The organism is Gordonia sesuvii, assembly GCF_036350415.1.
GTDB lineage: Bacteria > Actinomycetota > Actinomycetes > Mycobacteriales > Mycobacteriaceae > Gordonia > Gordonia sesuvii.
On the sequence record NZ_JAZDUF010000004.1, the window covers coordinates 27,037 to 53,630 of the forward strand.

The window sequence follows — 26,594 nt, forward strand, 5'->3', positions numbered from 1 at the left end:
ACACGGTGCTCTCAGGACCGCGGCCGCGCGACCTGTGGGGCCGCGGTCTCGATCGACACGGCCCCGTCGGCCGGGATCTGCGGTGCCGCCACCCGCATCGGCCCACCGAGTGCGACCAGACGCCAACCGGCGGCACGCCAGGCGGCGGCATCGAGGCAGCGTCGGCCGTCGACGATGACCTTCGACCGCACCACGTCGGACAGTTCCTCGGGCAGCATGTGCACGAACTCGGCCCACTCGGTGGCCACCACCACCACGTCGGCGTCCTCGCAGGCCGCCGCGGCACTGTCGGCATAGTCGAGGGTCGGATACAGACGACGTGAGTTCGCCATCGCCTTGGGGTCGAACACCGAGACCGACGCACCCCGCAGCGCCAGCTGCCCGGCCACGTTGAGTGCGGGGGAATCTCGGACATCGTCGCTCTCGGGTTTGAATGCCGCACCGAGGATCGCGATGTTGGTGCCGAGTACGTCGCCGCCGGTGGCGTCGGACACCAGATCCACCAGCGCGGCCCGTCGACGGGTGTTGATGGCGTCGACCTCCCGCAGGAACCGCAGCGCCCGCCCGGCGCCCACCTCGTCAGCGCGGGCCATGAAACCGCGGATGTCCTTGGGGAGGCATCCGCCTCCGAATCCCAACCCGGCGTTCAGGAATCGGCGCCCGATTCGTCCGTCGTAGCCGATGGCGTCCGCGAGGGTGGAGACATCGGCGCCGACGTTCTCGCAGATCTCGCTGATCGCGTTGATGAACGAGATCTTGGTCGCCAGAAAGGCATTGGCCGACACCTTGACGAGCTCCGCAGTGGCCCAATCGGTTCGGACGAACGGCGTCCCGGATTCCAGGATCTCGCGATAGATCTCGGCGACCACCTGGGCGGGGCCGGAGTCGTCGCGGTCGGGGTCGGTGCCCAGGACCAGTCGGTCGGGCTCGAGCGTGTCCTCGACGGCGAAGCCCTCACGCAGGAACTCTGGACTCCACACCAACTCGACATGCGAACCGGGAGCGGTCAACACGGCGATGCGCTGCGCCAGGGCGGCGGCCGTTCCGACGGGTACCGTCGACTTCCCGATCACCAGGTGCTCACCGCGCACCAGCGGCGCCAGGGCATCGACCGCGGACTCCACGTGGGACAGGTCGACGCCGTATCCGCGCCGCAGCTGCGGGGTGCCGACACCGAGGAAGTGAACGGTGGCGAAGTCGGCGGCTTCACGGGGATCGGTGGTGAACCGCAGCCGTCCGGCGGCGAGATTGCGGCGCAGCACGTCGGAGAGTCCGGGCTCGAAGAACGGCACCTCACCGGCTTGTAGCCGTGCCACCTTCTCGGGGTCCACGTCCACCCCGAGTACGTCGTGTCCCAGTTCGGCCATGCATGCCGCGTGGGTCGCTCCGAGGTACCCACACCCGATCACCGTCAACTTCATGGTTCTGTGGGTACGCCGGGTTTCCGTCGACGACGCGACGATGACGTGACCCGTCCCGATCGATTCGATGAACAGCCGCAGTCGAAGGTGAACGCCGAACGAATCCGGCACTGCCGCCGGTCAGTCGGTGGGGCGGGTGAAGTTCAGGTAGGCCTTCGACGGCGTGGGACCACGCTGACCCTGGTATTTCGACCCGACCGACGAGCTGCCGTAGGGATGCTCGGCGGGGCTGGACAGACGGATCAGGCACAGCTGGCCGATCTTCATGCCCGGCCACAGCGTGATCGGCAGGTTCGCGACGTTCGACAGTTCGAGAGTGATGTGCCCGGAGAATCCGGGGTCGATGAAGCCGGCCGTCGAGTGGGTGAGCAGGCCCAGGCGGCCCAGCGACGACTTGCCCTCGAGGCGTCCGGCGAGGTCGTCGGGCAGCGTGCACACCTCGAGGGTGGACCCGAGGACGAACTCGCCGGGATGGAGCACGAAGGGTTCCCCGTCTCCCGGTTGCACGAGCGAGGTCAGTTCGTCTTGGCGCTGGGCCGGGTCGATGTGGGTGTAGCGCGTGTTGTTGAACACGCGGAAGTAGCTGTCCAGCCGCACATCCACGCTGGATGGCTGGACGAGACCGGGGTCGAACGGGTCGAGCGCCAACCGCCCGTCGGCGATCTCGGCGCGGATGTCGCGGTCGGAGAGCAGCACGCTGTGAGGTTATCGGACGCGTCTCGATGAACGGAGGATGACCATGAATTGTCGAACCAGATGCGAATAGTTCCGAACCATGGCGAACCCGGTTCGGGTCTCCTACAGTCTCCCCGTGTGACTGTCGCGTGATCACCACGTGATGGTCGCGAGACATCCAGGGGGCGGATCGACGTGGATCCTGCTCGATTCGGGAATCGGGGCAGATGCGCAGGCGTGTGGAGCGGTCGGGGCTAGCGGGAATGTTCGTCGGGCGGGGCAGGCGCCGCACGTTGGTGACGGCGATCGCCGTGCTGGTGGTGACCGCGGTGTCGGTGTCGTTCGGTTCCGAACGGGGTGTGGGGTCGATGGCAGCGGCCGCCCCGCCGTCGGCTCCCACCAGCTCCGCTCCGGCGGTGTCGTCCGGGTCTGACGATCAACCCGAGGAATGCGTCGGTTCGCGTTTCGCGACGTTCGGCGCCGTCTACGACGCGATCTTCGATTCGCTGCTGCCGATGATGCCTCCGGAGATCAAGCGGCAGGAAGCATCGATCAAGGCTCGGGCGCACCGGGACATGCGGGGGCTGCGGATCTCGAAACTCGCGGTCTCCAATCACCCGCATGACATGGGCGCCGACGACGAGAGCCCGATCATGACCTACCGCGATCCGATCTCGCAGTGGATCGTCACGCAGTTGATGAACGTCCGGGAGGGCGATGCGACCGAGTCGATTCCGGTCGAGAACCTGACGGTAGCGCAGGCGGTCGAGACGGTCTGGCTGTATCTGTATGTGACGGTGATGGTTCCACTGACCGTCGCACGACGTACCGTGCCGTCGATCGCCACCGTCGCCGGGCCGATCAGCGTCGGGACGTTGATCACGTTGCCGATCCTGCTGGGGGTGTTCGCCGCGACCCAGATCTACAAGTCGGTGAGCGAACGCCTCGTCGAATCCTGCATCGTCTCGGTCACCCGGTCGGAGAAGGAGAACGCCGGCAAGTCGGTCAAGGACCTACGGTTCACCGATTCGGTGCCCGCCATCGTCCGTGACATCGCCGGACAGGTCGACCTCGCCGACCCCGAGACCTGCCCGGCGATCGGCGACCTGCCGCTGTCGCGCATCGTCTCTCGCACGTCGAACTACCTGCAGGCGATCACCAGCAACCCGGTGACCGACCGGCAGATCGCCGCGATGTCCGACGACGTGCAGCGATGGATGCGCCAGACCCACGTCCACGCCAATCTCATCCCTGCAGACCCCGCTGACTTCAACACCGCCGAGTACGCGATCTCCCAGATCGGGGTGCTCCTCCCGTACGTCGGCGGCGCGCCGCTCGACGTCGTCATCGGGCTGAGCCACAACAACAATCAGGGCGACAACCTCGCCGCGACCGCGCCGATATCGCAGCTGTCTGTCACCAAGACGCTGACCGCGGCGTACTACGCGTACGCGTTGTCGGCGCACATGGTCGAGTTGGCGTGGTCGGAGGGTGGTGTGGACCCCGCCGCGGCCCTGCTCAACGACCTGTTTCCGAGTGCCGGGATCACCGCGGACATGGTCCCGAAATCCACCGGAATCGTCGGCGCGCCCAATCTGTACGGGCTCGTCGTCTACCACAACGTGCTGCGCTCGATGTGCCTGTCCGAGGACAAGCGGCCAGCACCGGCGCAGCAGTCCACGCAACGGGTTCCGGTGTCCGCGGCGCTCTGGTGACGGCTCGTGCATACCGGGGATCGCGAGCACACCTCCGCCACACGTTTGCTACGCTGTCGTTCGCGAGTCGACTCGGCCCGCACGCCGATGTAGTTCAATGGCAGAACATCAGCTTCCCAAGCTGAATACGCGGGTTCGATTCCCGTCATCGGCTCCGATGAGGGCCGCCCTACTCCGGTCTACGCAGTGCCCAATGGTCCACACCGGTCAGCAGATCGGCACCGTCGGTAACCGCGACCAGTCCAACTGACCCACCGGCACCACAAAGTCACGGAGCCGTGGTTCGGTGCTGTGGTTGCTCAGACGCGTCGTTCTGGTCGGAGCGCCCGTGGCGCCATCTGGACAAGGAATGACCTCGGGGGCCGCCAGACGTCGCGGTCCTCGAATGGCCATGCGTAGGTCAGTGCTCCGTCCCGGATGCAGTCGAGCAGCCCCGGCGCGGAGAGTTCGTGCGAAGACCACTCATACAGTTGCTGCACCCTTGGGATGATCACCCCATAGTCCACGAGTCGGCCGAATCCGAGTTCGGCATCACGATAGAACTGAGCTCCTTTGTCGAGCGGGTACTGGTCCGGAAGCACGCGGGACAGCTGCAGGAAGATCCCGATCATGCCCAGTCGTGGGTCACCTAGCAACGGGGCGAGAGGGCGTAGCCACCCAAGTGCCATTCGTGGGGCCGCGACGAGGGCGTGGCTGAACAGGACGCGGCAGAGCACGACGTTCATGAAGAAGCGCTCAGCCTCGTTCTCGGCCGATGCCTGTTCACGGTGCTCGAGGTAGGCAGCGACGACGCTCCCGTTGTGCGCCCGATACCACGCCCGAGGGGTCGGGTATTCGGCGAATGACATCCAGAAGTCAACGGTCTGCGAGGAGGTCGGCCCGGCAAAGTCCCCACTCAGGGCAACCGCTTCGCACCCGTCACGAAGGATGCGCTCGTTCACGGCACGCCACCATGGGCTTCCGGGATGGTCGCCGGACAGTGGGTGGAGAAGGCCTCGTCGGAGTTGCCACTGCATGAACGACATCGCCGCCCGTTGAAACGGGAGATGCCGCGGCGCCTTTCCGTATGGCCCGTAGTAGCAACGCTGCATGAGCGCGACCCGGCCTGCCGGATCGTCGCGCACAGCAGCGATCTGCTGCTCGGCCCAATCCGCGGCAGTAGGCCCCGCACTCACAGCAACATGATCGCACGAGCTCCCGAGGATCAGATCGCATCGCGTCCATTGCGGGCGCCTTCGCTGGGGCCAGCTGCGATACGTCGCGGCGCGTTCGCGCACCCTGCAACCAAACGCGCTGCCAGCATCCTGCGCGCCCGTTGGGTAGCCGCGCGTTCACCCGGTTGTGTGGATCGATGACAGTCGGGGATAGTCGCCGGATGAAGTTCTCCCTGCACCATGTGGCGCTCAGCGTGTCCTCGATCGAGCGGTCGACCCAGTTCTACGCACAGTTCGGCTTCAAAGAGGCGCTACGCTACGACGCACCCGACGGGAGCATGTCGGTCTCACATCTACGGCTCGACGGGCTCATTCTCGAGTTGTTCAGCTTCGCCACCCCGTCACCGCTGCCTGATGCGGCCCGCGAGCTGAGCACCGACCTGCCCGAGATCGGTGTGAAGCACTTCGGGCTACAGGTGGATTCCGTTGCCGACACCCTGCACGACTTCATCCACCGCGGATTGTGCCCGGCGTCGACCACGATCACTGACGGACGCACCGGCGTCCGCTATTTCTTCATCGCGGATCCAGACGGCATCCTCGTGGAATTCCTTCAGGACGACCGGATTCTGGATTAGCTGCCTCGTGCGGACGTCCCACCCCGGCCGTGCGTTCTCACTTCATCGCGCGCGGAAGACCGGATACGCATCGGCATCCATCAGATTCCCGTGGGCCCACACCGACCAATGCTCCAACGCCCACCCCTCGGCTTCGATAGCCGCGATGATCTCGGCCCATTCATCGGCCGAGCCGGAGATCTTGGGCGTGTAGATAGCCACCGACCCGCGGCGACGTTCCCTGGCCTCCGCCGAAAACTTCACTGACTGCGGTTCTTTGGATCTGCCGAATGCCATGGCCCATGGTAACTGCCTGGTCTCGCACCCCAGTGCAGCCGAAGCACGACAATTCTCGTCGTCCATTCTTGTCAGACCCACCCGATACTCTGAGTGCAATCAGTTCGCAGCACCTTGGGGGGAGGTCGCACCGTGTTCTCGTTCACCGACCACATGGCCGACGACGCTGCCTTCTCGGCCATGCGCGATGGTGCCGAGACAGAGCTGGCACGAAATCAGGCCGTGCGAGATGCGTTGCGGCTCAGTCGTCAAGCCGAGGCACGAGCTCTGCTGGGTGCCTACGAGATCGGCTTGTCGACCTACAACGAACGCGTCGGGTCAGGACCGTACACATCGAACAAGACCCTGGCCGCCGCTCGCCGGGCAGCCACCGGCGAGATCTCGATGCAGCTGGGATTCTCACGCACCAAGGCCACCCAGTGGTCGAACCTCGGCGAGATGTTGCAGAACCTACCCAAGATCCGACTCGCCTATCTCGCAGGCGACTTCAGCACCCACCGGATGGCGGAGATGGCGCGCGCGGCCCAGGTCGCACCCAAAGGCGATCTACGCGAACGCATCAACGAGATCATCGATGAGGCATTCGGTCCGAGCCCCACGCCAAGCGCCGACACCGATCCCGATGACCAGGCGCCCGAGCCCACCGAATCCGGGTCCGACACCGAGCCCGACGCGGGCTCCGGCACCACAGAGACGCCGATCGACTTCGAGGATGTCGCACTGGAACTGGGTCACCGACCCACCACCGACACCGTCCTGCGCGATGAACTCGACGATACGGTGATCACCCTCGATCCCGACGGCTACGCAGAGGCCCGCAAAGACACCGCACAAATGCTCCAGAACGTCACCTTCTCGAAGGCGGCGTTCGGCCACATGGACATGTCGGCATCCATCAGTGCCGAACACGGTGTGTTCGTGTCGCAGCGGATCGCCGACTTGATCGCCACCCGCGTATGCCGACGCGACCCACGTCGCATCGGTGAGCAACGCGCCACCGCACTGGCCGAGATCCACGGAGTTCCCGGCAAGGAACTCCGCTGCGAATGCGGCTTCGACACCTGCCCGATGCGCCACGACACCGACACCGATCCGCCGACCGGCGCCGACTCGACTACCGCCGAATCGGCCGCCACCGACGAATCCACACCTCACACCGCCACGCCCGCCGGACACGACGCGGAGACGGCCGGCGAGCCACAACAGCACCGGGAGGACAGCGACTCCGGCGACAACAGCCGAGCCGAGATGCGCGACCCGGACGGCGTCGACCCACGCCACGAGGACACCGTCGAGCCGCAACCTCCCACAGCTGACCCGGCCGGACACGCACCCGATCGTGAGTCGGCGCCCACAAACCCGCCCGAGCCCCCACCGCCCGCCGACTCCGCAGCATTCATGGCGCCGATCGAGGGCGAATCCGACCAGGACATCAACTCGGCCGGCACCACGATCATCGACATCATCGGAATCGGACCCGACGTCGCCGATTATCTAGCCACGTGCACGTTCACCTTTCGGTCGCAGGCCCAACCAAGAGTTGGCAGGCTCTACCGCTACCGCGATCGACGCTGCCGCAACCCCTGACACCGTCCCGCCCTCACACGAGGGCCAGATTCACCGCGGCTCGGACGACGGCCCGCGGGGCACAGTCGCGACCGTTGCTCAGTCAGGGTCAGGGCCGCCAAACGTTCCATCATTCATTGACACAATCGGCGCTGGTGTTGTTCAATTCTGCCGATGGCTGCGAGTTCTCTCCACCGTGAGGAGCTCGCACCGATGACGACGATGGGATGGCGTTGATGGTCGAATGGTCCCGATCCGATGTCGACAGCGACGGTGTTCGCCTTGCCGTGTTCCGCGCCGTCGCGGACACCGCCCAGCAGACCGCCCTGGACCAATCGCGCGGTGATGAGTCCCGGCCTGTTGCGATCCTGGTTCACGGCTGGCCGGACAGCCATTATCTGTGGACACACGTGGCGCCGATCCTCGCCGCGACCTGCGATGTCTACGCGTACGACACCCGCGGCTACGGCGACAGCGATCGCCCAAAGACGACCGAGGACTACAGACTCGACCGTCTCGCCCGTGACCTGTTCGCCGTCGCGGACGCGGTCAGCCCCGATCGTCCGGTCCACGTGATCGGACACGACTGGGGCGGTATCCAGACCTGGGAGGCGGTCTGCACGCCCGGCGCGGAACACCGGATCGCCTCTTACGTCTCGGTCTCCGGCCCGAACCTCGACTACGCCGACGTGTGGCTGAAAGCGCAGTGGCGGCCGCCCAGCGCCCGCGGCGTCCGCGACTACTTCACGCAGCAGGCATGTCTGCTCTACGCACGGTTCTTCAAAATCCCCAGAGTCTCCGACGCACTCGTGGGCGCTGCGCTGTCGCCCCGACGATGGACTCGGTTCGTCGCCCGCACAGAGAAGGTGGACCCCACTCAGATCGTCCTCGCGCCGACGTTCCGTCAGGACGTGCGCTCCGGTCTTCGGTACTACCGTGCCAATCTGAGCCGCCGACGCCGCCCACCGCACGCGCGGCCCACCAGCGTTCCGGTCCTCGAACTGATCAACACCCGCGACGTCGCGTTGCGCCCGCCCCTGTTCTCCCAGACGGATCGGTTCGCTCAGACTTCCGAACGACGCGTCAGCCACACCGGGCACTGGCTTCCGCTGGCACATCCGGAGAAGTTGGCCGCCGACGCCCTGGAGTTCATCCACGCGCATCACTCCGAGCGCCGAACGCCGGCAAGCGGGGCGCAGCAATGACCAGCTCTGCGCACCACGCCGTCGAATCCAACTCCGCCGACCCCGGACCGGTCGAACTTCATGCCCGCAACGTCAGCTTCGACTTCTCGCAGGTTCCGCTGCACTGGATCCCCGGACACCCGGTCCCGTCCAACTTCGTGTCGGTACTCAATCTCCTTCTGCCCGAGGGCGAGCGCTGGTTTGTACAAACCTACGGTGAGGCTCTCCCACTGGTCCGCGACCCTGAACTCGCCGCCGCGATGCGCGGGTTCATCGGGCAGGAGGCGATGCACGCCGACGCTCACGACCACGTGCTGTGGGAGTTTCTCGATCACCACGGGGTGGACCCGCGACCGTTTGTGGCACAGGCGGAGTGGATCTTTCGCAAGGTCCTCGCCCCGATGGACGACGGAAGCCCGGAGGCCCGTCACAAGCACCTCGTCGAACGCTTGTGGTTGATCGCGGCGCTGGAACACTACACCGCAATCCTCGGCGACTTCGCCCTCAACAACACGTGGGTGGAGCACGACGCGGACCCGACGATGACCGACCTGTTCACCTGGCACGGCGCCGAGGAGGTCGAGCACCGCGCGGTGGCCCACGACGTCGCCGTGTACTTCGGGGACAGCTACCTGCGACGCGGCCGGGCGATGCTGGTGGCGCTGCCCGTCCTGCTGTTCCTGCTCCACCGCGGTTTCCGGTTCATCATGCGGCAGGACCCGAGTCTCGACATGGGGTTCTGCCGACAGCAGTACCACTACTTCTGCGGCGTCCACGCAGGGGTACTGCCCAAGATGCGCAAGGTGGTCATGTCCACCTTCAGCTACTTCCGCCCGGGCTTTCATCCCAGCGAGATCGGTTCCACCGCACAGGCAGTCGCATATCTGGCCAGCTCGCCTGCCGCCAGGAACGCCGGGTGACAGGCGATGGCAACAGGATTCGGCCCGTCTTCGATGCCACCCGCAACCGCGCCCCCACATCTGTACGGACGCTGGCGGCGCGACCCGATCCTCACCGTCGGTGGAGTGATCGCGAAGGCGTGGTGGCCGTTCTGGCGGCCGCTGTCTCCCATCCGCCGAACCGACGAGGTGCCCGGCACCACCACGCTGCAGATCATCGGCCGTTCGGTCGTCGCCGCTGACGAGAACGTCGTCGCACTCACCCTGGCAGCCCCCGACGGCGCGCCACTGCCGCGCTGGCATCCTGGCGCCCACCTCGACGTGATCCTGCCATCGGGAAGGATGCGGGAATACTCGCTCTGCGGCGACCCGGCCGATCGCCACACCTACCGGATCGCGGTGCGCCGCATCCCCGATGGCGGTGGCGGTTCGGTGGAGATCCACGATGAGCTGCGGGCGGGCGACCACGTCCCGATCAAGGGTCCGCGCAACGCCTTTCCGTTCGCAGTACCCGGTCACGGTTCACCGGCGACGACAGTGCGATTCATCGCGGCCGGCATCGGTATCACCCCGATCCTGCCGATGCTCCACACCGCCGAACGTCTCGGTGTCGACTGGTCGATGATCTACACCGGTCGCAGTACCGAGTCGATCCCGTTCCGTCACGAGGTGATGGCGTACGGCGACAAGGTGACGATCCGAACCGACGACCGGGACGGACTCCCGTCGATGGAGGTGCTGCTCGGCGCCACCGACCCGGAGACCGGCCGTGCGCCAGCGGGTCTGGCCGTCTACAGCTGCGGTCCGATTCCGATGTTGGAGAGCTTGCGTCGCCACCTCGCCGACCGGCCGGACATCGAGCTGCACTACGAACGGTTCAGCCCGCCGCCCGTCCAGGATGGTCGCCCCTTCACCGTGACCCTCACGGCGTCGGGGCGGCAGGTCCGGGTCGGCGCCGACGAGTCCGCACTCGCCGCGATCCGCCGGGTCATGCCGTCGGTGCCGTACTCGTGCCGACAGGGATTCTGCGGAACCTGCAAAGTCCGGGCGTTGGTCGGCGAGGTGGATCACCGCGACACCATCCTGACGGATGCCGAACGCGCTGCCGGCGACTACCTGACGTGCGTATCGCGTAGTCGTGGAGATCATCTGACACTCGACTTGTGATCTGGCGTGCCGGCCTCCTCGGGCACCAACAGCACCGCTGCGACGATCGTGGCGACGGCGAACAACGCGGTGGCCACCCACGAATACATGGCCACCGACGACGTGAACGCATCACGGGCAATGTCGATCACCGATTCCGAACCATGTGCGACATCGGCAGTCTCGTGTATCCCATCACGAACCTGCAGGATCGCCCCAGAATCAGACTCCGGCGCAGCAGTCGGCAGCGCCGCACGGTAAAAGACCAGTCCTAGCGTCGTCGCCAACGCCGTACCCAGCGCCGTACCGAGTTCTCCACTCACCTCCTGTGCCGCTGCGGCCGAGCCGGCACGATCGAGCGGAGCGCCGGAGATGATGCGATCACTCAGGAGTGCGAACGCGAGACCTTGACCGAGCGCGGCTACAGCGAACGCAGCCATGACGGCGACCGTCGATCCGGCGGCCTCCGCGATCAACGCGGTCATTCCGAGGCCGATCGCCCCGAACGCCAGTCCCACAAGGATGATCGACCCAGACCGAACCTTCGCGGCGAGCACCGGAGCCAGGGAGAATCCCACGATGTTGGCCGCGATATAGGGGATGGTCCACAACGACGCCGTGAACGGCGACAGACCCACCACCCACTGCAGATACTGGGTCAGCAGGTAGAAAGTCCCCACCAGAGCGATGCCGCACAGCAGGATCACGGCCAGCGACGACCCGATCGGACGGTTCCGCAGCAGCGCGAAATCGAACAAGGGGTCCGACGAGCGCAACTGCCGGCGGACGAATACGACGAGCACGAGCGCACCGACGACGACGATCCCGAGGTCCGCCATCGAAACCCCCTCTACCCCGTACGAATCCGCCACCTGCTGCATGCCGTAGACGACGGCGAGCGTTCCCGTCACCGACAGCACCACGCTCGTGGGGTCCAAGCGGGCCCGCTGGCGATCGTCTCGTTCCGGCAACAGGAACGATCCACCGACGACCACCAGAATCACGATCGGGACGTTCACCAGAAACACCGATCCCCACCAGAACCATTGCAGGAGTGCACCTCCCACCAGGGGGCCGATCGCGCCGCCGACCGAGAAGGCACTCATCATCGCCGCGATGGCAACCCGACGCTGCTGATCGTCGACGAACATGACACGTAACAGCGAGAACAACGACGGCATCAGGGTGGCACCCGCAACTCCGAGAACGGCCCGACTGGCGATGAGCATCGTCGCGGTGGGCGCGAATGCGGCCGTCAGCGAGGCGATCCCGAAGGCACTGGACCCGATGAGGAGAAGACGCCGCGGGCCGATGCGATCGCCGAGACGGCCCATGGTCACCAGAAATCCGGCGATGACGAACCCGTAGACATGCACGATCCACGACACCTGCGTTGCGGTCGGGCTGAGGTCTGCGGTGATCGTCGGCATGGCGAAGAACAGAATCGTGAGGTCCCCGGCCACCATGAGCATGGGAAACGCCAACAAGCCGAGGCCCGCCCACGTGCGGCGATCCGCCACGTCGTCGACGACCCGTGAGGTGCCCATATCCCCGCCTCCCTGTATCGTTACGCTCTGTAACGTAACATTACGATAGGGTCGTCGTCATGTCCACGCCCTCTCGTCACGGCCGCGCCGGAGGCTCGCTGGGCGGTCGGCCACGGAACGAGGCCATCGACGTCGCGGCGCTCGATGCCACGCTGGAGATCCTCACCGAGAAGGGCTATCCGAGACTGTCCTTCGAGGAGGTCGCGCAGCGTGCAGGCACCAGCCGTCCCGCGCTCTACCGCCGGTGGCCCGATCGGCCGTCCTTGGCGCTGTCCGCGATCGGACGTCGACTGTCGGTGCCACACCCCCCGGACACCGGATGCACACTCTGCGACTTCGCGGAGAGTTTCACCGTGTTCCTTTCCGCCCATCGAACGATCCGGCCCGAAATCCTCAGTGCGGTGTACGCCGACTGCGCTGAAGACGAGAACCTGCGGCAGGCTTACGTCGCAACGGTCATCACACCGACGCGATGCGCCGTCGCCGAGACCCTCGACCGCGCCGTCCGCAGAGGCGACATCCGCGACGACGTCAATCGCGAGCAGATCCTCGACTTCCTCGCTTCGCTGGTGCACTACCGGGCACTCTTCGACCGCAGTCACCTCACTGATTCCGAGGCGATGTCCGCGGTCACCACGTTGCTGCGAGGCGTGGCCGTCGACTATGACGCACTCCTCGCCCACAGCCGAGAACTCGAAGCCGACCACCACGACAGCCACTGACGGTCCGGCCAACGAACCTCGCCGGCAAAGGCCGCCAATCGACGCCCCGCGATTCTCGGCGTCCGTTCTTGTCGGACCCACCCGATACTCTGCATGTAATCAGTTCGCAGCACCTTGGGGGGAGGTCGCACCGTGTTCTCGTTCACCGACCACAGGGCCGACGACGCTGCCTTCTCAGCCATGCGCGATGGTGCCGAGACAGAGCTGGCACGAAATCAGGCCGTGCGAGATGCGTTGCGGCTCAGTCGTCAAGCCGAGGCACGAGCTCTGCTGGGTGCCTACGAGATCGGCTTGTCGACCTACAACGAACGCGTCGGGTCAGGACCGTACACATCGAACAAGACCCTGGCCGCCGCTCGCCGGGCGGCCACCGGCGAGATCTCGATGCAGTTGGGATTCTCACGCACCAAGGCCACCCAGTGGTCGAACCTCGGCGAGATGTTGCAGAACCTACCCAAGATCCGACTCGCCTATCTCGCAGGCGACTTCAGCACTCATCGGATGGCGGAGATGGCGCGTGCGGCCCAGGTCGCACCCAAAGGCGATCTACGCGAACGCATCAACGAGATCATCGATGAGGCATTCGGCCCGAGCCCCAAGCCAAGCCCCAACCCTGACCACGTTGACCCTGACAGCGCCGACACCGATCCCGATGACCAGGCGCCCGAGCCCACCGAATCCGGGTCCGACACCGAGCCCGACGGAGGCTCGGGCACCACCGAGACGCCGATCGACTTCGAGGATGTCGCACTGGAACTGGGTCACCGGCCCACCACCGACACCGTCCTGCGCGATGAGCTCGACGATACGGTGATCACCCTCGATCCCGACGGCTACGCAGAGGCCCGCAAAGACACCGCACAAATGCTCCAGAACGTCACCTTCTCCAAGGCGGCGTTCGGCCACATGGACATGTCGGCATCCATCAGTGCCGAACACGGTGTGTTCGTGTCGCAGCGGATCGCCGACTTGATCGCCACCCGCGTATGCCGACGCGACCCGCGCCGCATCGGTGAGCAACGAGCCACCGCCCTGGCCGAGATCCACGGAGTTCCCGGCAAGCAACTCCGCTGCGAATGCGGCTCCGACACCTGCCCGATGCGCCACGACACCGACACCGATCCGCCGACCGGCGCCGACTCGACTACCGCCGAATCCACACCTCACACCTCCACGCCCGCAGGACAAGACGCGGAGGCCGCCGACGAGCCGCAACCTCCCACAGGTGAGCCAGCCGGGCACGGAGCCGATCCTGATTCGGCACCCGAAAGCCAGTCGAAGCACCCAAGGTCCACCGACTCCGCAGCATTCATGGTGTCGAAAGAGGACCTGTCCGGCCAGGACATCAGCTCGGCCGGCACCACGGTCATCGACATCATCGGGACAGGGCCCGATGTCGTCGACTACCTGGCCACAACCACGATCACCTTCCGGTCACAGGCCCAACCAACAGTTGGCAGGCTCTACCGCTACCGCGATCGACGCTGTCGCAACCCCTGAGAACGTTCCGCCCTCACACGAGGGCCGGATTCACCACGGGGTGAGCGACCAGGAGCTCACCTCACTCGGGTGTCAGCGACACACTCTGGCAGCGAAGTTCGTTGCTGTCTATGAGAACTCGTCCTGGGCGGACGACCACCTCGACGGCGTCAGCCACATGGAGCATCACGTACTCGGTGGGACCTCCACCTCGACAAGCCTCACGACCAAAGAGTGAGAAGAGCAAGAACGGTCAAGCCGGAGCCCGCCACACGCTCGTAGAGTGGGAACCATGACCGACTCCCCCGCCGACCTGCACGAATCGACTCGAGCGCAAGGCCTACCGACCGCGGATTCGCTGCCGCCCGTTTCGGATCCGGTCGTGGATCGCCCGCGATTCCCCGACGGCTACGGTGTCGGCGACGACCTCGAGGGCACACGCACCTGGGCGTCCGTCGAGGCACGGCTCGTCGAGTCCAAGCACTACTGGCTGACGTCGGTCCGTCCCGATGGCACGCCGCATGCAGTCCCCCGCTGGGGCGTCTGGGTCGACGGCCGGTTCTTCTACGACGGCGCTCCGACCACTCGGCACACGCGCAACGTCGAGACCAATCCGGCGTGCACCCTCACCTTGGAGAGCGGGTCGGATGTGGTGATCATCGAAGGCGACTCCGTGGCCGTGTGCGCATCGCCCGACGGCGTCGGCGCCCGTCTCGCGGCGGCTTTCGACAAATACTCCGACTACCAACCCGGACCGGATTCGTGGCAGTCACCGGTCGACGGCGGCGGACTGCGCACGATCACCCCGCGGCGCGCGTTCGCATGGTCGTCGTTTCCCACCGATTGCACGCGATTCACATTTCGGTAACGCCGGTCACAGTCAGCGGCGCCAAGCGATTTCGGCAAACCTCGCATACCTCCGATGGCGGATCGTGTACCGAGCAGCATTGCAACGTGTCTGCTACTTTGTGCGGCACACCCACACGGGCTCACCCACACGAAGGAGAACTCCATGTCATTCGGCTCGCTCACCATCGAACTCGGCGACTTCTGGTTGGGCCTGCTCTCGATGCTGGGTCTTGGCTGACGCGCGGGACCTGAATCGAGGAGACTCCGCGGAGGAGAGATTCTTCCGTGAAGACATTCCCGGAGAGGCGATCACGACTCGATCGTGATCGCCTCTCCGTCTGTCAGGGCAGCTGCGCGTGAGGAGTCCTTGAGCGCAACGCCCGAACGACCGAGCTTGCGCGCACCGTCGATCAGGGCGGCCGTGATCGACGCCGCACCCCCGTAATCGAGACCATCGGGTGGATGGATGTTGGAGATGCAGTTCCGGTCGGCGTCGCTGCGCCCGGGACGCGGCAGATGTGTGAGATAGATCCCGAGACTGTCGGCAACGGAGAGGCCCGGACGTTCGCCGATGACGACGATCAGGGTCGTCACGCCGAGTGCCTCGCCGATGTGATCGCCCAACGCCACCCGTGCCTGCGTGGCGACGACCGGCGGGGCCAGGCTGTACCGCCCGGCGAGCGTGTCGAGGAGCGCAGCCAGCATGCCGTGGCCGTGATCCGTGAGCGCGCGGGGCGAGAGACCGTCGGCCAGTACGATGCCGAGATCCGCACCCGTGTCGGGCAGCCCCGTGAGATCCGCCGGCAGGCGGCCGAGATCGGGGCGTCGCAGATACTCGCTGCGGCCGTCCGCCTGACTCGAAATATGTAGCGGCGCTTCGATGTCGAGATCCGCCAAACCCGCGATGAAGCCGTCGATGTCGAGGGGTTCGTGGACAGCGTCGCGGGCGGCCGCATGCGCGGCCTGGAACTCGAGCACCCGGCGCGACGGTAACGAGTTGCCGGCCCGGCCGAGGCCGATCCGGGCGGCAGTGGTGGCACGCAGATCGGACCAGACGTCATCCACGGGTTGCTGCGGCTCGTTCATCGGCCCGCCGCCAGACCCAGCAGCGGCGATGTTGCCGGGTCGACAGGGAGGATGGCCCCGTCGCCGTCGGCCATGCCCAGGCGTTGCAGCCACGCCTCGAACTCGGGCGCCGCGCGCAACGACAACGCCTGCCGCACATACAACGCGTCGTGGAACGACAGACTCTGGTAACCGAGCATGATGTCGTCGGCCCCGGGCACCGCGATCACGAACGCGGCCCCGGCAACACCGAGCAGCGTCAGCAGCGTGTCCATGTCGTCCTGGTCGGCCTCAGCGTGATTCGTGTAGCAGACGTCGACACCCATCGGCAGGCCGAGAAGCTTTCCGCAGAAATGGTCTTCGAGTCCCGCACGGATGATCTGCTTGCCGTCGAACAGATACTCCGGGCCGATGAACCCGACGACGGTGTTGATCAACAACGGCTCCAGAGCCCGGGCTAGACCGTAGGCGCGGGTCTCCAACGTCTGTTGATCGACCGGTCGACCACCGGTGCCGATATGTGCGCCGGCCGACAGCGCCGATCCCTGCCCGGTCTCCAGGTACATCACGTTGTCGCCGACGGTGCCGCGCCGTAGCGAACGCCCGGCCTCGTTGGCCTCCAACAACATCGGGACGGTGACACCGAAACTCGTGTTCGCACCCTCGGTGCCGGCGATCGACTGGAACACCAGGTCCACGGGCACGCCCTCGTCGATCAGGTCGACCGTCGTCGTCACGTGCGACAGCACACAGGATTGCATGGGGATCTCGAACCGCTGCCGGATGTCGTCGAGCAGCCGCAGCAGGTCGGCGGTGGCGTGCGGCGAGTCCGTCGCGGGGTTGATCCCGATCACCGCGTCGCCACAGCCCATCAGAAGCCCGTCGAGGGTGGCCGCGGCGATTCCGCGCGGATCGTCGGTGGGGTGGTTCGGCTGCAGCCGGGTCGCGATCCGTCCCGGGAGCCCGATCGTGGTTCGGAAAGCCGAGGTGACCGTGGTCGCCCCGGCGACCAGGATGAGGTCCTGGTTACGCATGATCTTCGAGGTCGCCGCCACCATCTCCGGCGTCAGACCTGCTGCCACCCGAGCGATCCGGTCTGCACTGTCGTCGTGCGCGGAAGTCTCCAGAAGCCACTCGCGCAGACCGCCGACGGTCAGGTGGGAGATCTCGGCGAACGCGCTTCGATCATGACTGTCGATGATGAGGCGGGTCACCTCGTCGGATTCGTACGGGACGACGAGTTCCTCCAGGAACACCGACAGCGGGAGATCCGCCAATTGCCATGCGGCGGCAGCACGTTCGGCATCGGATGACGCAGCGCAGCCGGCCAGCTCGTCGCCGGAGCGGCGCGGTGTGGCCTTGGCCATCAACTCGATGAGGCCGTCGAACTGGTAGCTCGTGCCCGCCACCGACTGGGTGAACTTCACGACTCAGAAGTCTATTGTCGACATCCGGGCACCGCACCCGCTACGAACACCGATCACCGTCGCGCCAGGATCGCCGCGCACATGGCGTCACCGATCCAGTCGGCGTACTCGTCGCCGCTCCAGCCCCGGTTGCGGGTGAGCAGACCCCAGACCTCGATGCTGTTCAGCGTCCAGATGCGGTCGCGGGCGACCTCGACGGTGAGCGAGGGCGCCAACGCTCCGAGCGCATCGACCTTGGCGACCACCATTCCGGTGCCGATGAGGCGCTGCTGGTCGGTGGTCCGTTGATGTTCCACGAGGTCCGGTTCCCCGAGCGCTGCGCCGGCGGCGAGCTGCAGCACCAGCGGGCCGATCCGTTCGGCCACCTGCCTGCCCAACCGCGCATAGCTCCGCAGGAACTCGGCGGCGTCGGTCATCGCGTACATCGCCTTGACCTCGGGCCGCTCGGCGAGTGGTATCGGTTCGTCGTCGCCGGCGAGGGTGACGTCGTACGCGGCTTTCAACAGCTCCCGCTTGGACCCGATCGAGTTGTACACCGTCTGGGCGCTGACCCCGGCGCGTTCGGCCACCGCGCCGACGGTCGTCGGGCCATACCCGTCGGCGGCGAACAGGGCGGCGGCATTTCTCAGGATCGCCATGCGGGTGTCCCGGGCCTGCCGTGCCCGTGTCGGGCTTTCGTATGACCGTTTCCGGTTATTCACTTGATCCTTTCTAAAATCAATTTAGACTGTATCAAGTCAAAGTCTTACACGAGAGGACACCTCATGAGCGTCACCAACCCGGCCCCCGTGGCCGTCGACGTCGGCCGACCCGGCTGGCGGATCTGGAACCTGGCCGCGGTCTCGGGTCTCACCGCCTATAGCGCCGGCGTAGCCTGGCAGGCCCAGTTCGTCTCCTATCCCCTGTACCGGGCGATGAGCTCCGACGAATTCCCCGCGTACCACCTCGCCTATAACCACGCCATCCCAGGCGTCGTCATCGTCCCGGTTTCGTCTCGTTCCTGGCGTGCGCGGCGTTCTGGTGGACCCGACCGGAGGGGATTCCGAAACCCGCCGCGGCCATCGTCGGGGTGAGCGGGATCGGCGCTCTGCTCAGCACCGTGGCGTGGGCGATTCCGATGCACAACCGGCTCGACGACATCGGGCAGGACCCGGCCACGATCAGCAGCCTCATCGCGGCCAATGGCGTCCGGACCGCGTTCCTGACCGCGGGTGCGCTCGCGCTGTCGTGGTGTGCAGTTCGGCTGATCCGACGCTGATCAACGCACGTCGGTGATTGAGTTCACGTCCAACCGGGTATCACCGGTCGACCAACTCAACGAGGAGCCGACCGTGGATACTGCAGTCTGGATCGTCATCGCCGTGGTGGTCGTGATCGTTCTGATCGCGGCCGTGATGCTGTTGCTACGCGCTCGCCGCCAGCAACGACGCGTCAAAGCCCAGCGCATTCGCGAGGGTGCGACCGAGCATGTAGGCGACCTGCGAGAACGCGAGGCGATCGCCGAGGAGTCCGACGCGCGGGCCCGGAAGGCGCAGGCCGAGGCGGACGCCAAGGCCGCCGAGGCCAAGCGACTCACCGAGCAGGCCCGCACCCACCAGGGCCAGGCCACCGAGTCACGCCAGGAGTTCGAGAACGAACTCGCCCGAGCCGACAAGATCGACCCCGACGTGGGCCGTGACGGCACGCGTCGGAGAGCTGCGGACCCCGAGCCCGAAACGGTGCCCGGCCCTGCGACCGATTCCCGCGCGACTCCGGATTCTCGTCCCATCCAGAACCCCCAGGGTCCCCCTGTTCAACCCAATGCCCAGGAGCCCCGCGAGACCCGGCTGCCACCCGAAACGCGCTGAGCGGGCGGTGAAGTGGCCGGCGGTACCGTTCACATATGAACGCCAGCCCGCAGACGGCGCCCGGCCACCTCATGTCGTCCGAGATCGCCGAGCAGCCGACGCGGTGGCGGGCGCTTCTCGGCGAGGGGCGCGCTCCCATCGCCGAGGTCGCCGCCCAGATCAGTGAGCGTCGGCCACGTTTCGTCCAGTTCGTGGCCCGCGGCACCAGCGGCCACGCGGCCCTCTACGCCAAGTACCTCGTCGAGATCATCCACCAGATACCCGCTGGTCTCGCGGCACCGTCGACGATGACGGTGTACGGAGCACGCCCGGACCTGCGTGACGTCCTGTTCGTCGCGGTGAGCCAGTCGGGAGGATCGCCCGATCTGGTGCAGTCGGTCGACGTGGCGCGAGCGCAGGGCGCGTTGACTGTTGCGGTCACCAACAACGACAACTCCCCTCTGTCCGACGTCGCCGAACTACACGTCAATATCCTTGCCGGGCCGGAGAAATCGGTGGCGGCCACGAAGTCGTACACCGCCGAACTGCTGGCTCTGTACCTTCTCGTGACGCGGGTCGTCGACGCCGACGACTCGGCCGCGGCACTCCTTCCCGACCTGGCCGACGAGCTCCTCGGCGCCGGTGGGCAGGTGCGCGCTGTCGCGCAGCGGTACCGCTTCGCCCAACGATTGATCACCACCGGGCGCGGATACTCGTACCCGACCGCGCGCGAGGCGGCGTTGAAATTGATGGAGACGTCGTATCTCTCGGCGCAGGCGTTCTCCGGTGCCGACCTGTTGCACGGCCCGCTGGCCACGGTCGATCCCCAGGTCCCGGTGCTCGCGGTGGTCCCGGCCGGGGCGGGCGGAGACGCGATGCGACCGGTGCTCGACCGGCTGGCCGAGCGGGACGCCGACGTGTTCGGGGTCGGCTCACCGGAACGGATCGCCGCGCTCACCGGCGGTATCGCGTTGCCCGGCGACGTGCCCGACGAATTGTCGCCGCTGCTGGAGATCCTTCCGCTGCAGCAACTGGCACTTCATCTGGCGATCGCCCGCGGCGGTGATCCCGACACGCCTCGCGGGTTGGCGAAGGTGACCGAGACCTTGTGACCACGTCAGCGCATGCCCGGTTCACCCCACGGAGTACTTCAGCAAGGCGACCCCGTGGCTGAACGACTTCGTCTCGGTCAGCGATATCTTCATGGTCTCCGTGCCGTCCGGGAACAGGCGGCGACCACGCCCCTGAACTGCCGGGTAGACGAAGAGCCGGTACTCGTCGACCAGGTCGGCCTCGATCAGACTGTGGGTCAGCCGGATACTGCCGGTGACGACGATGTCCTTACCGTCACGCGCTTTGAGTTCGCGTACCCGGCCGGGCACGTCGTCGCCGGGCAGCACCGTGGAGTTCTGCCACGCCGGGTCCGTCATCGTCGACGAGACGACGTACTTGTCGACGGCGTTCAGATAGTCGGTGACACCGGTCGTGTCATTCTCCTGGTGCGGCCAATAGCCCCGGAAGTCCTCGAAGGTCTGGCGACCCACCAACAGCGCGTCTGCCTGCGCATCCTGTCGATGGGATTCCTCGACGAGGTCAGGTGCATCGTCGGTCGGATCGAACCAGGTGGTGAGCATCTCGATCGCTCCGTCCAGCGTGATGTTCTGCGTGACGACGAGCTTTCGCATGGCTTCCTCTCGATTGTTCGGCGGACGTCACATGGGTAGACCCGGCCGGGACCCACAAGTCATCGGGAGACCCCGATCCGACGCCGACCCGCCAGTGCCCATATCGCGGTAATCTCCGGCAATGGCACACCACGACCGGAACCCCGACCGCACGCTGGTGTTGCTGCACGGAGCACCGCTGACGCCGGAGATCTGGTCGGAGACCGTCGACTTCCTCGGTGGGCGACCACTGGTCACGCCCGATTGCACCGACGTGCCGAACTCGCGTGATGCGCAGACGATCCTGGCCGAACGAGTTGCTGCGGAGGTGGACGGCGACCTCGATCTGGTCGGACATTCCTTCGGCGGTCAGATCGCCATCGACCTCGCCCTGACGCATCCCGACCGCGTCCGCACACTGACGCTCCTGTGCACACGCGACACGCCGTTCGCGGCCTTCGGACCCGTCGCCACCCAGATTCGCGCCGGGTCGGGACCGTCGATCGTCGGTTCCTTGGCCCGCTGGTTCACACCCGACGAGCTCATCGCCGACGGACCGGCGGTTCGCGCTGCACGAGAACAACTCTCGAGCGCCGACCCCGAACACTGGGCGGCCGCCCTGGCCGCGATCGCCACGTACGATCGTTGGTCTCGCGCCGGGTCGCTGACCATGCCGGTCACTCTCGTGGCTGCCGGCAAGGACGGCGTCTCCACTCCTGAGGTGATGGGCGATCTCGCGCGCCGAATCCGGGGCGCGGTTTTCGACCTGCATGCCGAGTGGTCGCACATGTCGGCTTTCACCGAACCGGAATCGCTTGCCCGGCTGATCGATCAGGCCACCGACCGAGACCCATGAGTGCCGAGACCCATGAGTGCTTCACACCGAGAATGGAGGGCAGGGATGTCCGATCAGTTCATCGACACCACGGTGCAGCCCAGCGGAAGCGGCTGCCTGGAATGCGAGACGTCGGGGTCGTGGTGGTTTCACCTGCGTCGCTGCGCCGAGTGCGGCCACATCGGCTGCTGCGACGACTCGCTGAACCGCCACGCTCGCGCGCATGCCGCCGCGACCGGCCATCTCGTGATCCAGAGCTACGAGCCGGGCGAGGACTGGTACTGGAATTTCGGGACCGAGGAACTTTTCACCGGCCCGGCCCTCGCCGAGCCGACCGCACGCCCTCGCGAGCAGGGCGCACCGGGGCCGGCCGAGCGCCTACCCGCCGACTGGCGTGACCAGCTCCGCAATCGCTGAGAACGGTTGGGACGTCACGAAGGGCCGCCCTTCGAGACGCTCGCAAGCTCGCTCCTCAGGGATCGAGGGGAACGCTCGCAAGCTCGCTCCTCAGGGATCGAGGGGAACGCTCGCAAGCTCGCTCCTCAGGGAACAGGGGGATCGCGGTCAGGGGTCGCTCGCGAGCCAGCGGGCTTCGTCGTCGAAGATGTGGCGGACGTTGCCGGAGCCGTGGGTCCGGTCGTCGTGGCCGGTGTGACGGTGGCCGGTTCGGTTGCAGCGGAGCCAGTTTCGGCACCCGCACCACCGATTCCGTTGCCGTTGAGCTGATCCGAGTACTGGCGGACGAACTGGTCGTGCGTCATCGGCGTGACCTTGTGTTTCTCATGCCTCAGTCCGATGTACAGCGCCGGGATCATCAACGTCACGAGGATGAAGATCGGTAGGCCGACAACAGTGATCACCTCTTGAAGTGCACTGAGTCCGGCCTCGCCGCCCAGGACGATCAGCGTGGCGGCGACCGCGCCCTCGGTGAGTCCCCAGAAGGCACGCTGACGAACCGGGCCCGCCTCGGCGTCACCGGAACACAACATGTCCACCACCAGGGATGCCGAGTCGGATGACGTCGCGAAGAACAACGCCACCACGACGACCGCGATGCCCTGTATCAGAGTCGTCAACGGGAAGTTCTCGAAGAACTCGAACATCGCGAGCGGTACGCTCTCGGCCACCGCCGCAGAGATCGTGCCGCCCTCGCCGCCGATGCCGTCGATCTCCATGGCGGACCAGCCGAAGATCACGAACCAGACGAGGGTGAACAGCGACGGCGCCAACAGCACCCCGACGACGAACTGCCGGATCGTGCGACCGCGAGAGATGCGGGCGAGGAACACACCCATGAAGGGCGCCCAGGTCACCGTCCACGCCCAATAGAAGACGGTCCAGCCGCCTTGCCAGCCCCATCCGCCGTCCTTGGTGAACTCGGCCATGGCGTCGTTCCAGAGTGCGAGCGGGATGATGTCGGACGCGTAGGTGCCGAGGCTTTCGATGAGCTGCCGCAGCAGGAACACGGTGTCGGAGAAGATCAACACGAAGATCATCAGTCCGACCGCGGTCAGGATGTTGATGTTGGAGAGGCGCTTCACGCCCTTCTCCAGACCGACGATGATGGACGCCGTCGCCACCAGCGTGAGGGTCGTGATGATCAGGACCTTCGCCCACACCGAATTCGGCAGCCCGACGAGCTCACTGAGCCCGGCGTTGATCTGCGACGTACCGAGGCCCAGCGATACCGCCAGACCGAAAACCGTTCCCAGGATGGCGACCACATCGATCGTCTTGCCGATCGGGCCGTGGATCCGTTCTTTGAGAAAAGGATAGAACACCGACGACACGCGCATCGGAAGCTTGTACCGGTAGATGAAGTATCCGAAGGCCAAGCCGGGCAACGTGAAGATCGCCCAGGTATGCAGACTCAGGTGGTAGAGCGAGATGCTCATCGCATCTTCGGCCGCCTCGGGACTGTAGGGCTGAACATCCTCGAACGGCGGATTGGAGAAGTGCGAAATCGGTTCCGCCACACCCCAGAACATCAGGACGGTACCGATACCACCCGCGAAGAGCATCGCAAACCAGGACAGATTCGAATAGGCGGGTTTGTCGCCGTCGTCGCCCAGCCGGAGTTTGCCGTAGCGGCTCAGTGCCACCCAGATGAGGAACACCAGCCAGACGGTCACGCCGAGGATGAAGAACCATCCGAGATTGGTGACGATCCATTCGCGGCCGGTGCCGAATGCCTCCCCCACCCAGTCCTGGAAGACCAGGAACAGGATGAGCAGGGTGATGGTCAGGCCGGCCGACCAGAAGAAGATCTGTGGGTTCGTCTTGAGGCCGAGTTTTCGAGCAAGCGTGTCCACGGGGTGCCGTCTCCATCCTCGACGGCTCGGTATCGGGGTGCGTTGCTTCGTTTCGTGTACGTGTCGGATGAACCGTCGACAGAACTTCAGCATCGTCCGTCACAGTCTCGATGGCCACCGATGCAATCGAGTCGTTACATTCGCCGGATTTGTCGTGATGTCACGGTTGCGGTTCGTGCGAGGTTCTTCCGACGAACCCAGAATGCCGCCCAGGAGCTGATCACGACGGCGAACACGGCGACCTGTGCGGCCACCATCGCGGTGTCCGGATAGAGGACACCGGTCAGGTAGTGGTCGATGAATCCCTCGGCCGGCAGTGCGGCCATTCCGGCGGCGTCGCGTGCCCGGCGTTCCATCCAGGTCAGCGGGCACTCGACGATGCTGGTGACCATCACGACGGCCCAACCGACTGTGATCAGGTGCGGCCAGATGGTGCGCGGGAAACGGAGCGCGATCCACCCGCCGACGATCAGATACCCGACGAAGAGGAGATGGAGGGCCACCGCGAGTCCGACCACGACGTTGTACACGGGACATCTCCTGCTGCTGCGTCACATCTCTGCTTGTCCAGGATGCGCGTTCCGTGTCTCATCCGCACTGCGCTTCGACATCGATCTGCAACTTCGAGTTGGCCATGATCGTTCGGGTGACTTACGATCTCCCGCATGCTCGACGATCTCGACGCCGCGTCGCGTGCGCAGGCACGTCAGTTGGTGACCGAATTGGAACGCGCGGCCGACGCCATCGTCGATGACCTCGAACGAGTGCCCCGTAGTGCCGCCGGCACCGCCGGCAAACGTGCAGAGCTGTTCGAAGTGCGCGGTTACATCCAGCGCCTGCAACAGCGATACCACCTCACCGCAGCACAGAGCTGACCAGCGGCCGGCCGGCCCCGAAGGGGCGAAAGTTGGTCAGGAGTAGCGAGCTCGGGCTCGTCGAATCGACCGTCGCTCAGGCGTCGTGGTGCATCGTGATGTTGTGTGAGTCGGCCATACCGTTCGAGCCGTTGAGCTCCGAGTTGGCCCGCCGCTCCACGAGGAGCGGCACGAAATCGCGCACCCGAATGCCGTCGAAATGCCGGTATGCGGATTCGACCGCGGCGGCCACAGTCTCACTCGGACGATCGGAATAGGCTTCGATCAGTCGCTCCTGGACCTCGCCGATCTGCCGGCGTTCGTCGTCGTCCGTCACGGGACCAGCCTAGGAGCTCTCCAGCCCCGCTATCGGGCAACGCGGACTCTGTTCATGGACTGTTCATGGACCCGAGTCCGTTTATTGCTCAGGGGCGGTGTCAGGCGATCTCGTCCCCGGTTCGCTCAGTACTCCCGATTCGCTCAGAAGGCCGTGGGCACCCGGTTGAGCGCCAACGACGGGCTCTCGTACCGGCCCACGGTGCGCTTCGGCAGCTTCACCTCGGGCGCCTCGAGCGGCGTGTAGGGCACGCGGTCGAGCAGATGGGTGATGATGTCGAGCCGACCGCGCTTCTTGTCGTCGGTGTTGGCCACGTACCACGGCGCCCAGCCGGTGTCGGTGTAGCGGAACATGTCGTCGCGGGCGCGCGAGTAGTCGTCCCAGTGCGTGTAGGACTTCAGGTCCATCGGCGACAGTTTCCAGTACTTGCGCGGGTCGTCGATGCGGCTCTGGAGGCGAAGTGTCTGCTGTTCCTCGCTCACCTCGAGCCAGTACTTGATCAGCAGAATGCCCGACCGGACCATCGCACGCTCGAATTCCGGTGCGTCGGCGAGGAACTGCTGCGCCTGCTCCTCGGTGCAGAAACCCATGACCCGCTCGACGCCGGCACGGTTGTACCAACTCCGGTCGAAGATCACGACCTCCCCTGCTGCCGGGAGATGAGGTACGTAGCGCTGCATGTACATCTGGGACTTCTCGCGCTCGGTGGGGGTCGGCAGCGCCACCACGCGGAACACCCGCGGACTGACACGTTCGGTGAGCGCCTTGATCACGCCACCCTTCCCGGCGGTGTCGCGGCCCTCGAACACGATGCACACTTTCGCTCCGGTCGACCGGACCCACTCCTGCATGGCGACGAGCTCGGCGTGCAGCGGCTTGAGATGCTTGCGGAACTCCTTGTTCGTCATCAACGCATTCGTCAGCGGTTCGGTGACCGGGTCACCGGACTGCCCGTGCTTCTTCGACTTGCCGCCCTTGTCGCCCATCGGACGACCCTATCTCG

General features: G+C 65.9%; 29 protein-coding genes and 1 tRNA gene. 17 read left to right on the top strand and 13 right to left on the bottom strand.

Annotated features, from left to right (window positions below; genetic code table 11):
- Positions 1 to 11: 11 nt before the first annotated feature.
- Positions 12 to 1,421 (bottom strand): UDP-glucose dehydrogenase family protein, encoded by a 1,410-nt coding sequence (locus VZC37_RS13915; RefSeq protein WP_330433182.1) that lies wholly within the window; start codon positions 1,419 to 1,421, stop codon positions 12 to 14.
- 120 nt (positions 1,422 to 1,541) lie between these two features.
- Entirely contained in the window at positions 1,542 to 2,117 is a 576-nt protein-coding gene (gene dcd / locus VZC37_RS13920; RefSeq protein ID WP_330433183.1) for a dCTP deaminase, read from the bottom strand.
- A 206-nt stretch (positions 2,118 to 2,323) separates the two neighbouring features.
- On the opposite strand from dcd, the gene VZC37_RS13925 reads away from it, so the two are divergent.
- Together VZC37_RS13925 and VZC37_RS13930 are read left to right on the top strand one after the other, a co-directional pair.
- Complete coding sequence (locus VZC37_RS13925) at positions 2,324 to 3,811, top strand: hypothetical protein (protein WP_330433184.1); 1,488 nt, start codon at positions 2,324 to 2,326, stop codon at positions 3,809 to 3,811.
- An 83-nt stretch (positions 3,812 to 3,894) separates the two neighbouring features.
- Positions 3,895 to 3,965: transfer RNA gene (locus VZC37_RS13930), tRNA-Gly, on the top strand.
- Between the two features lie 145 nt (positions 3,966 to 4,110).
- Here VZC37_RS13930 and VZC37_RS13935 read toward each other — a convergent pair.
- Positions 4,111 to 4,986 (bottom strand): hypothetical protein, encoded by an 876-nt coding sequence (locus VZC37_RS13935; RefSeq protein ID WP_330433185.1) that lies wholly within the window; start codon positions 4,984 to 4,986, stop codon positions 4,111 to 4,113.
- 200 nt (positions 4,987 to 5,186) lie between these two features.
- On the opposite strand from VZC37_RS13935, the gene VZC37_RS13940 reads away from it, so the two are divergent.
- Positions 5,187 to 5,603 (top strand): VOC family protein, encoded by a 417-nt coding sequence (locus VZC37_RS13940; RefSeq protein ID WP_330433186.1) that lies wholly within the window; start codon positions 5,187 to 5,189, stop codon positions 5,601 to 5,603.
- Positions 5,604 to 5,645: 42 nt separating this feature from the next.
- On the opposite strand, the gene VZC37_RS13945 is transcribed toward VZC37_RS13940, so the two are convergent.
- Complete coding sequence (locus tag VZC37_RS13945; protein WP_330433187.1) at positions 5,646 to 5,804, bottom strand: hypothetical protein; 159 nt, start codon at positions 5,802 to 5,804, stop codon at positions 5,646 to 5,648.
- Between the two features lie 207 nt (positions 5,805 to 6,011).
- On the opposite strand from VZC37_RS13945, the gene VZC37_RS13950 reads away from it, so the two are divergent.
- The 4 genes from VZC37_RS13950 (at position 6,012) to VZC37_RS13965 (ending at position 10,695) form a co-directional block, all read left to right on the top strand.
- Positions 6,012 to 7,466, top strand: a complete 1,455-nt coding sequence (locus VZC37_RS13950; RefSeq protein WP_330433188.1) for a hypothetical protein — start codon at positions 6,012 to 6,014, stop codon at positions 7,464 to 7,466.
- A 206-nt stretch (positions 7,467 to 7,672) separates the two neighbouring features.
- Positions 7,673 to 8,650 (top strand): alpha/beta fold hydrolase, encoded by a 978-nt coding sequence (locus VZC37_RS13955; protein WP_330433189.1) that lies wholly within the window; start codon positions 7,673 to 7,675, stop codon positions 8,648 to 8,650.
- Positions 8,647 to 9,549 carry a metal-dependent hydrolase gene (locus VZC37_RS13960; protein WP_330433190.1) on the top strand — a complete coding sequence of 301 codons (903 nt, stop codon included), beginning with the start codon at positions 8,647 to 8,649 and terminating at the stop codon, positions 9,547 to 9,549. The genes VZC37_RS13955 and VZC37_RS13960 overlap by 4 nt, the downstream gene beginning before the upstream one ends.
- 33 nt (positions 9,550 to 9,582) lie before the next feature.
- Positions 9,583 to 10,695 carry a PDR/VanB family oxidoreductase gene (locus tag VZC37_RS13965; protein WP_330433191.1) on the top strand — a complete coding sequence of 371 codons (1,113 nt, stop codon included), beginning with the start codon at positions 9,583 to 9,585 and terminating at the stop codon, positions 10,693 to 10,695.
- Here the strand turns inward: VZC37_RS13965 and VZC37_RS13970 are convergent.
- The gene (locus tag VZC37_RS13970; protein ID WP_330433192.1) at positions 10,674 to 12,221 is read right to left on the bottom strand and encodes an MFS transporter; all 1,548 of its coding nucleotides are present in this window, start codon (positions 12,219 to 12,221) and stop codon (positions 10,674 to 10,676) included. The two genes, VZC37_RS13965 and VZC37_RS13970, sit on opposite strands and share 22 nt — an antisense overlap.
- Before the next feature lie 59 nt (positions 12,222 to 12,280).
- Here VZC37_RS13970 and VZC37_RS13975 point away from each other — a divergent pair, with 59 nt between their 5' ends.
- The 3 genes from VZC37_RS13975 to VZC37_RS13985 all read left to right on the top strand — a co-directional run bounded on the left by VZC37_RS13975 (position 12,281) and on the right by VZC37_RS13985 (position 15,290).
- Positions 12,281 to 12,943: a TetR/AcrR family transcriptional regulator gene (locus VZC37_RS13975; protein ID WP_330433193.1), complete on the top strand. Its 663-nt coding sequence runs from the start codon at positions 12,281 to 12,283 to the stop codon at positions 12,941 to 12,943.
- A 180-nt stretch (positions 12,944 to 13,123) separates the two neighbouring features.
- Positions 13,124 to 14,443: a hypothetical protein gene (locus VZC37_RS13980; protein WP_330433194.1), complete on the top strand. Its 1,320-nt coding sequence runs from the start codon at positions 13,124 to 13,126 to the stop codon at positions 14,441 to 14,443.
- A gap of 271 nt (positions 14,444 to 14,714) precedes the next feature.
- Complete coding sequence (locus VZC37_RS13985; protein WP_330433195.1) at positions 14,715 to 15,290, top strand: pyridoxamine 5'-phosphate oxidase family protein; 576 nt, start codon at positions 14,715 to 14,717, stop codon at positions 15,288 to 15,290.
- A 290-nt stretch (positions 15,291 to 15,580) separates the two neighbouring features.
- On the opposite strand, the gene eutC is transcribed toward VZC37_RS13985, so the two are convergent.
- From eutC to VZC37_RS14000, 3 genes are read right to left on the bottom strand one after another with little or no spacing between them, the layout of a single operon-like run.
- Positions 15,581 to 16,357, bottom strand: coding sequence for an ethanolamine ammonia-lyase subunit EutC (gene eutC, locus VZC37_RS13990; protein WP_330433196.1), 777 nt, complete (start codon positions 16,355 to 16,357; stop codon positions 15,581 to 15,583).
- On the bottom strand, positions 16,354 to 17,763 hold the full coding sequence (locus tag VZC37_RS13995) for an ethanolamine ammonia-lyase subunit EutB (protein ID WP_330433197.1): 1,410 nt from the start codon (positions 17,761 to 17,763) through the stop codon (positions 16,354 to 16,356). Before VZC37_RS13995 ends, eutC begins: the two co-directional genes overlap by 4 nt.
- 53 nt (positions 17,764 to 17,816) lie before the next feature.
- Positions 17,817 to 18,401, bottom strand: coding sequence for a TetR/AcrR family transcriptional regulator (locus tag VZC37_RS14000; RefSeq protein WP_330433198.1), 585 nt, complete (start codon positions 18,399 to 18,401; stop codon positions 17,817 to 17,819).
- Positions 18,402 to 18,527: 126 nt separating this feature from the next.
- Between VZC37_RS14000 and VZC37_RS14005 the strand changes: the two genes are divergently transcribed.
- The 4 genes from VZC37_RS14005 (at position 18,528) to VZC37_RS14020 (ending at position 20,701) form a co-directional block, all read left to right on the top strand.
- Positions 18,528 to 18,836 carry a hypothetical protein gene (locus VZC37_RS14005; RefSeq protein ID WP_330433199.1) on the top strand — a complete coding sequence of 103 codons (309 nt, stop codon included), beginning with the start codon at positions 18,528 to 18,530 and terminating at the stop codon, positions 18,834 to 18,836.
- Positions 18,833 to 19,021 (top strand): hypothetical protein, encoded by a 189-nt coding sequence (locus VZC37_RS14010; RefSeq protein ID WP_330433200.1) that lies wholly within the window; start codon positions 18,833 to 18,835, stop codon positions 19,019 to 19,021. The genes VZC37_RS14005 and VZC37_RS14010 overlap by 4 nt, the downstream gene beginning before the upstream one ends.
- 73 nt (positions 19,022 to 19,094) lie before the next feature.
- Positions 19,095 to 19,610: a hypothetical protein gene (locus tag VZC37_RS14015; RefSeq protein ID WP_330433201.1), complete on the top strand. Its 516-nt coding sequence runs from the start codon at positions 19,095 to 19,097 to the stop codon at positions 19,608 to 19,610.
- Between the two features lie 71 nt (positions 19,611 to 19,681).
- Positions 19,682 to 20,701, top strand: a complete 1,020-nt coding sequence (locus tag VZC37_RS14020; RefSeq protein WP_330433724.1) for an SIS domain-containing protein — start codon at positions 19,682 to 19,684, stop codon at positions 20,699 to 20,701.
- Positions 20,702 to 20,722: 21 nt separating this feature from the next.
- Here the strand turns inward: VZC37_RS14020 and VZC37_RS14025 are convergent, their stop codons facing one another.
- Positions 20,723 to 21,274 (bottom strand): dihydrofolate reductase family protein, encoded by a 552-nt coding sequence (locus VZC37_RS14025; RefSeq protein WP_330433202.1) that lies wholly within the window; start codon positions 21,272 to 21,274, stop codon positions 20,723 to 20,725.
- 121 nt (positions 21,275 to 21,395) lie between these two features.
- Between VZC37_RS14025 and VZC37_RS14030 the strand changes: the two genes are divergently transcribed.
- Both VZC37_RS14030 and VZC37_RS14035 read left to right on the top strand, forming a co-directional pair.
- Positions 21,396 to 22,109: an alpha/beta fold hydrolase gene (locus tag VZC37_RS14030; RefSeq protein ID WP_330433203.1), complete on the top strand. Its 714-nt coding sequence runs from the start codon at positions 21,396 to 21,398 to the stop codon at positions 22,107 to 22,109.
- Positions 22,110 to 22,154: 45 nt separating this feature from the next.
- Positions 22,155 to 22,505 carry a UBP-type zinc finger domain-containing protein gene (locus VZC37_RS14035; protein ID WP_330433204.1) on the top strand — a complete coding sequence of 117 codons (351 nt, stop codon included), beginning with the start codon at positions 22,155 to 22,157 and terminating at the stop codon, positions 22,503 to 22,505.
- Between the two features lie 125 nt (positions 22,506 to 22,630).
- On the opposite strand, the gene VZC37_RS14040 is transcribed toward VZC37_RS14035, so the two are convergent.
- Positions 22,631 to 24,400, bottom strand: coding sequence for a BCCT family transporter (locus VZC37_RS14040; protein ID WP_330433205.1), 1,770 nt, complete (start codon positions 24,398 to 24,400; stop codon positions 22,631 to 22,633).
- A gap of 134 nt (positions 24,401 to 24,534) precedes the next feature.
- Complete coding sequence (locus VZC37_RS14045) at positions 24,535 to 24,930, bottom strand: DUF2784 domain-containing protein (RefSeq protein ID WP_330433206.1); 396 nt, start codon at positions 24,928 to 24,930, stop codon at positions 24,535 to 24,537.
- A gap of 135 nt (positions 24,931 to 25,065) precedes the next feature.
- Here VZC37_RS14045 and VZC37_RS14050 point away from each other — a divergent pair, with 135 nt between their 5' ends.
- On the top strand, positions 25,066 to 25,275 hold the full coding sequence (locus tag VZC37_RS14050; RefSeq protein WP_330433207.1) for a hypothetical protein: 210 nt from the start codon (positions 25,066 to 25,068) through the stop codon (positions 25,273 to 25,275).
- A gap of 76 nt (positions 25,276 to 25,351) precedes the next feature.
- Here VZC37_RS14050 and VZC37_RS14055 read toward each other — a convergent pair whose 3' ends face one another.
- On the bottom strand, positions 25,352 to 25,591 hold the full coding sequence (locus VZC37_RS14055) for a three-helix bundle dimerization domain-containing protein (RefSeq protein ID WP_330433208.1): 240 nt from the start codon (positions 25,589 to 25,591) through the stop codon (positions 25,352 to 25,354).
- 143 nt (positions 25,592 to 25,734) lie between these two features.
- Positions 25,735 to 26,577 carry a polyphosphate kinase 2 gene (gene ppk2, locus VZC37_RS14060; RefSeq protein WP_431309412.1) on the bottom strand — a complete coding sequence of 281 codons (843 nt, stop codon included), beginning with the start codon at positions 26,575 to 26,577 and terminating at the stop codon, positions 25,735 to 25,737.
- Positions 26,578 to 26,594 lie beyond the last annotated feature (17 nt).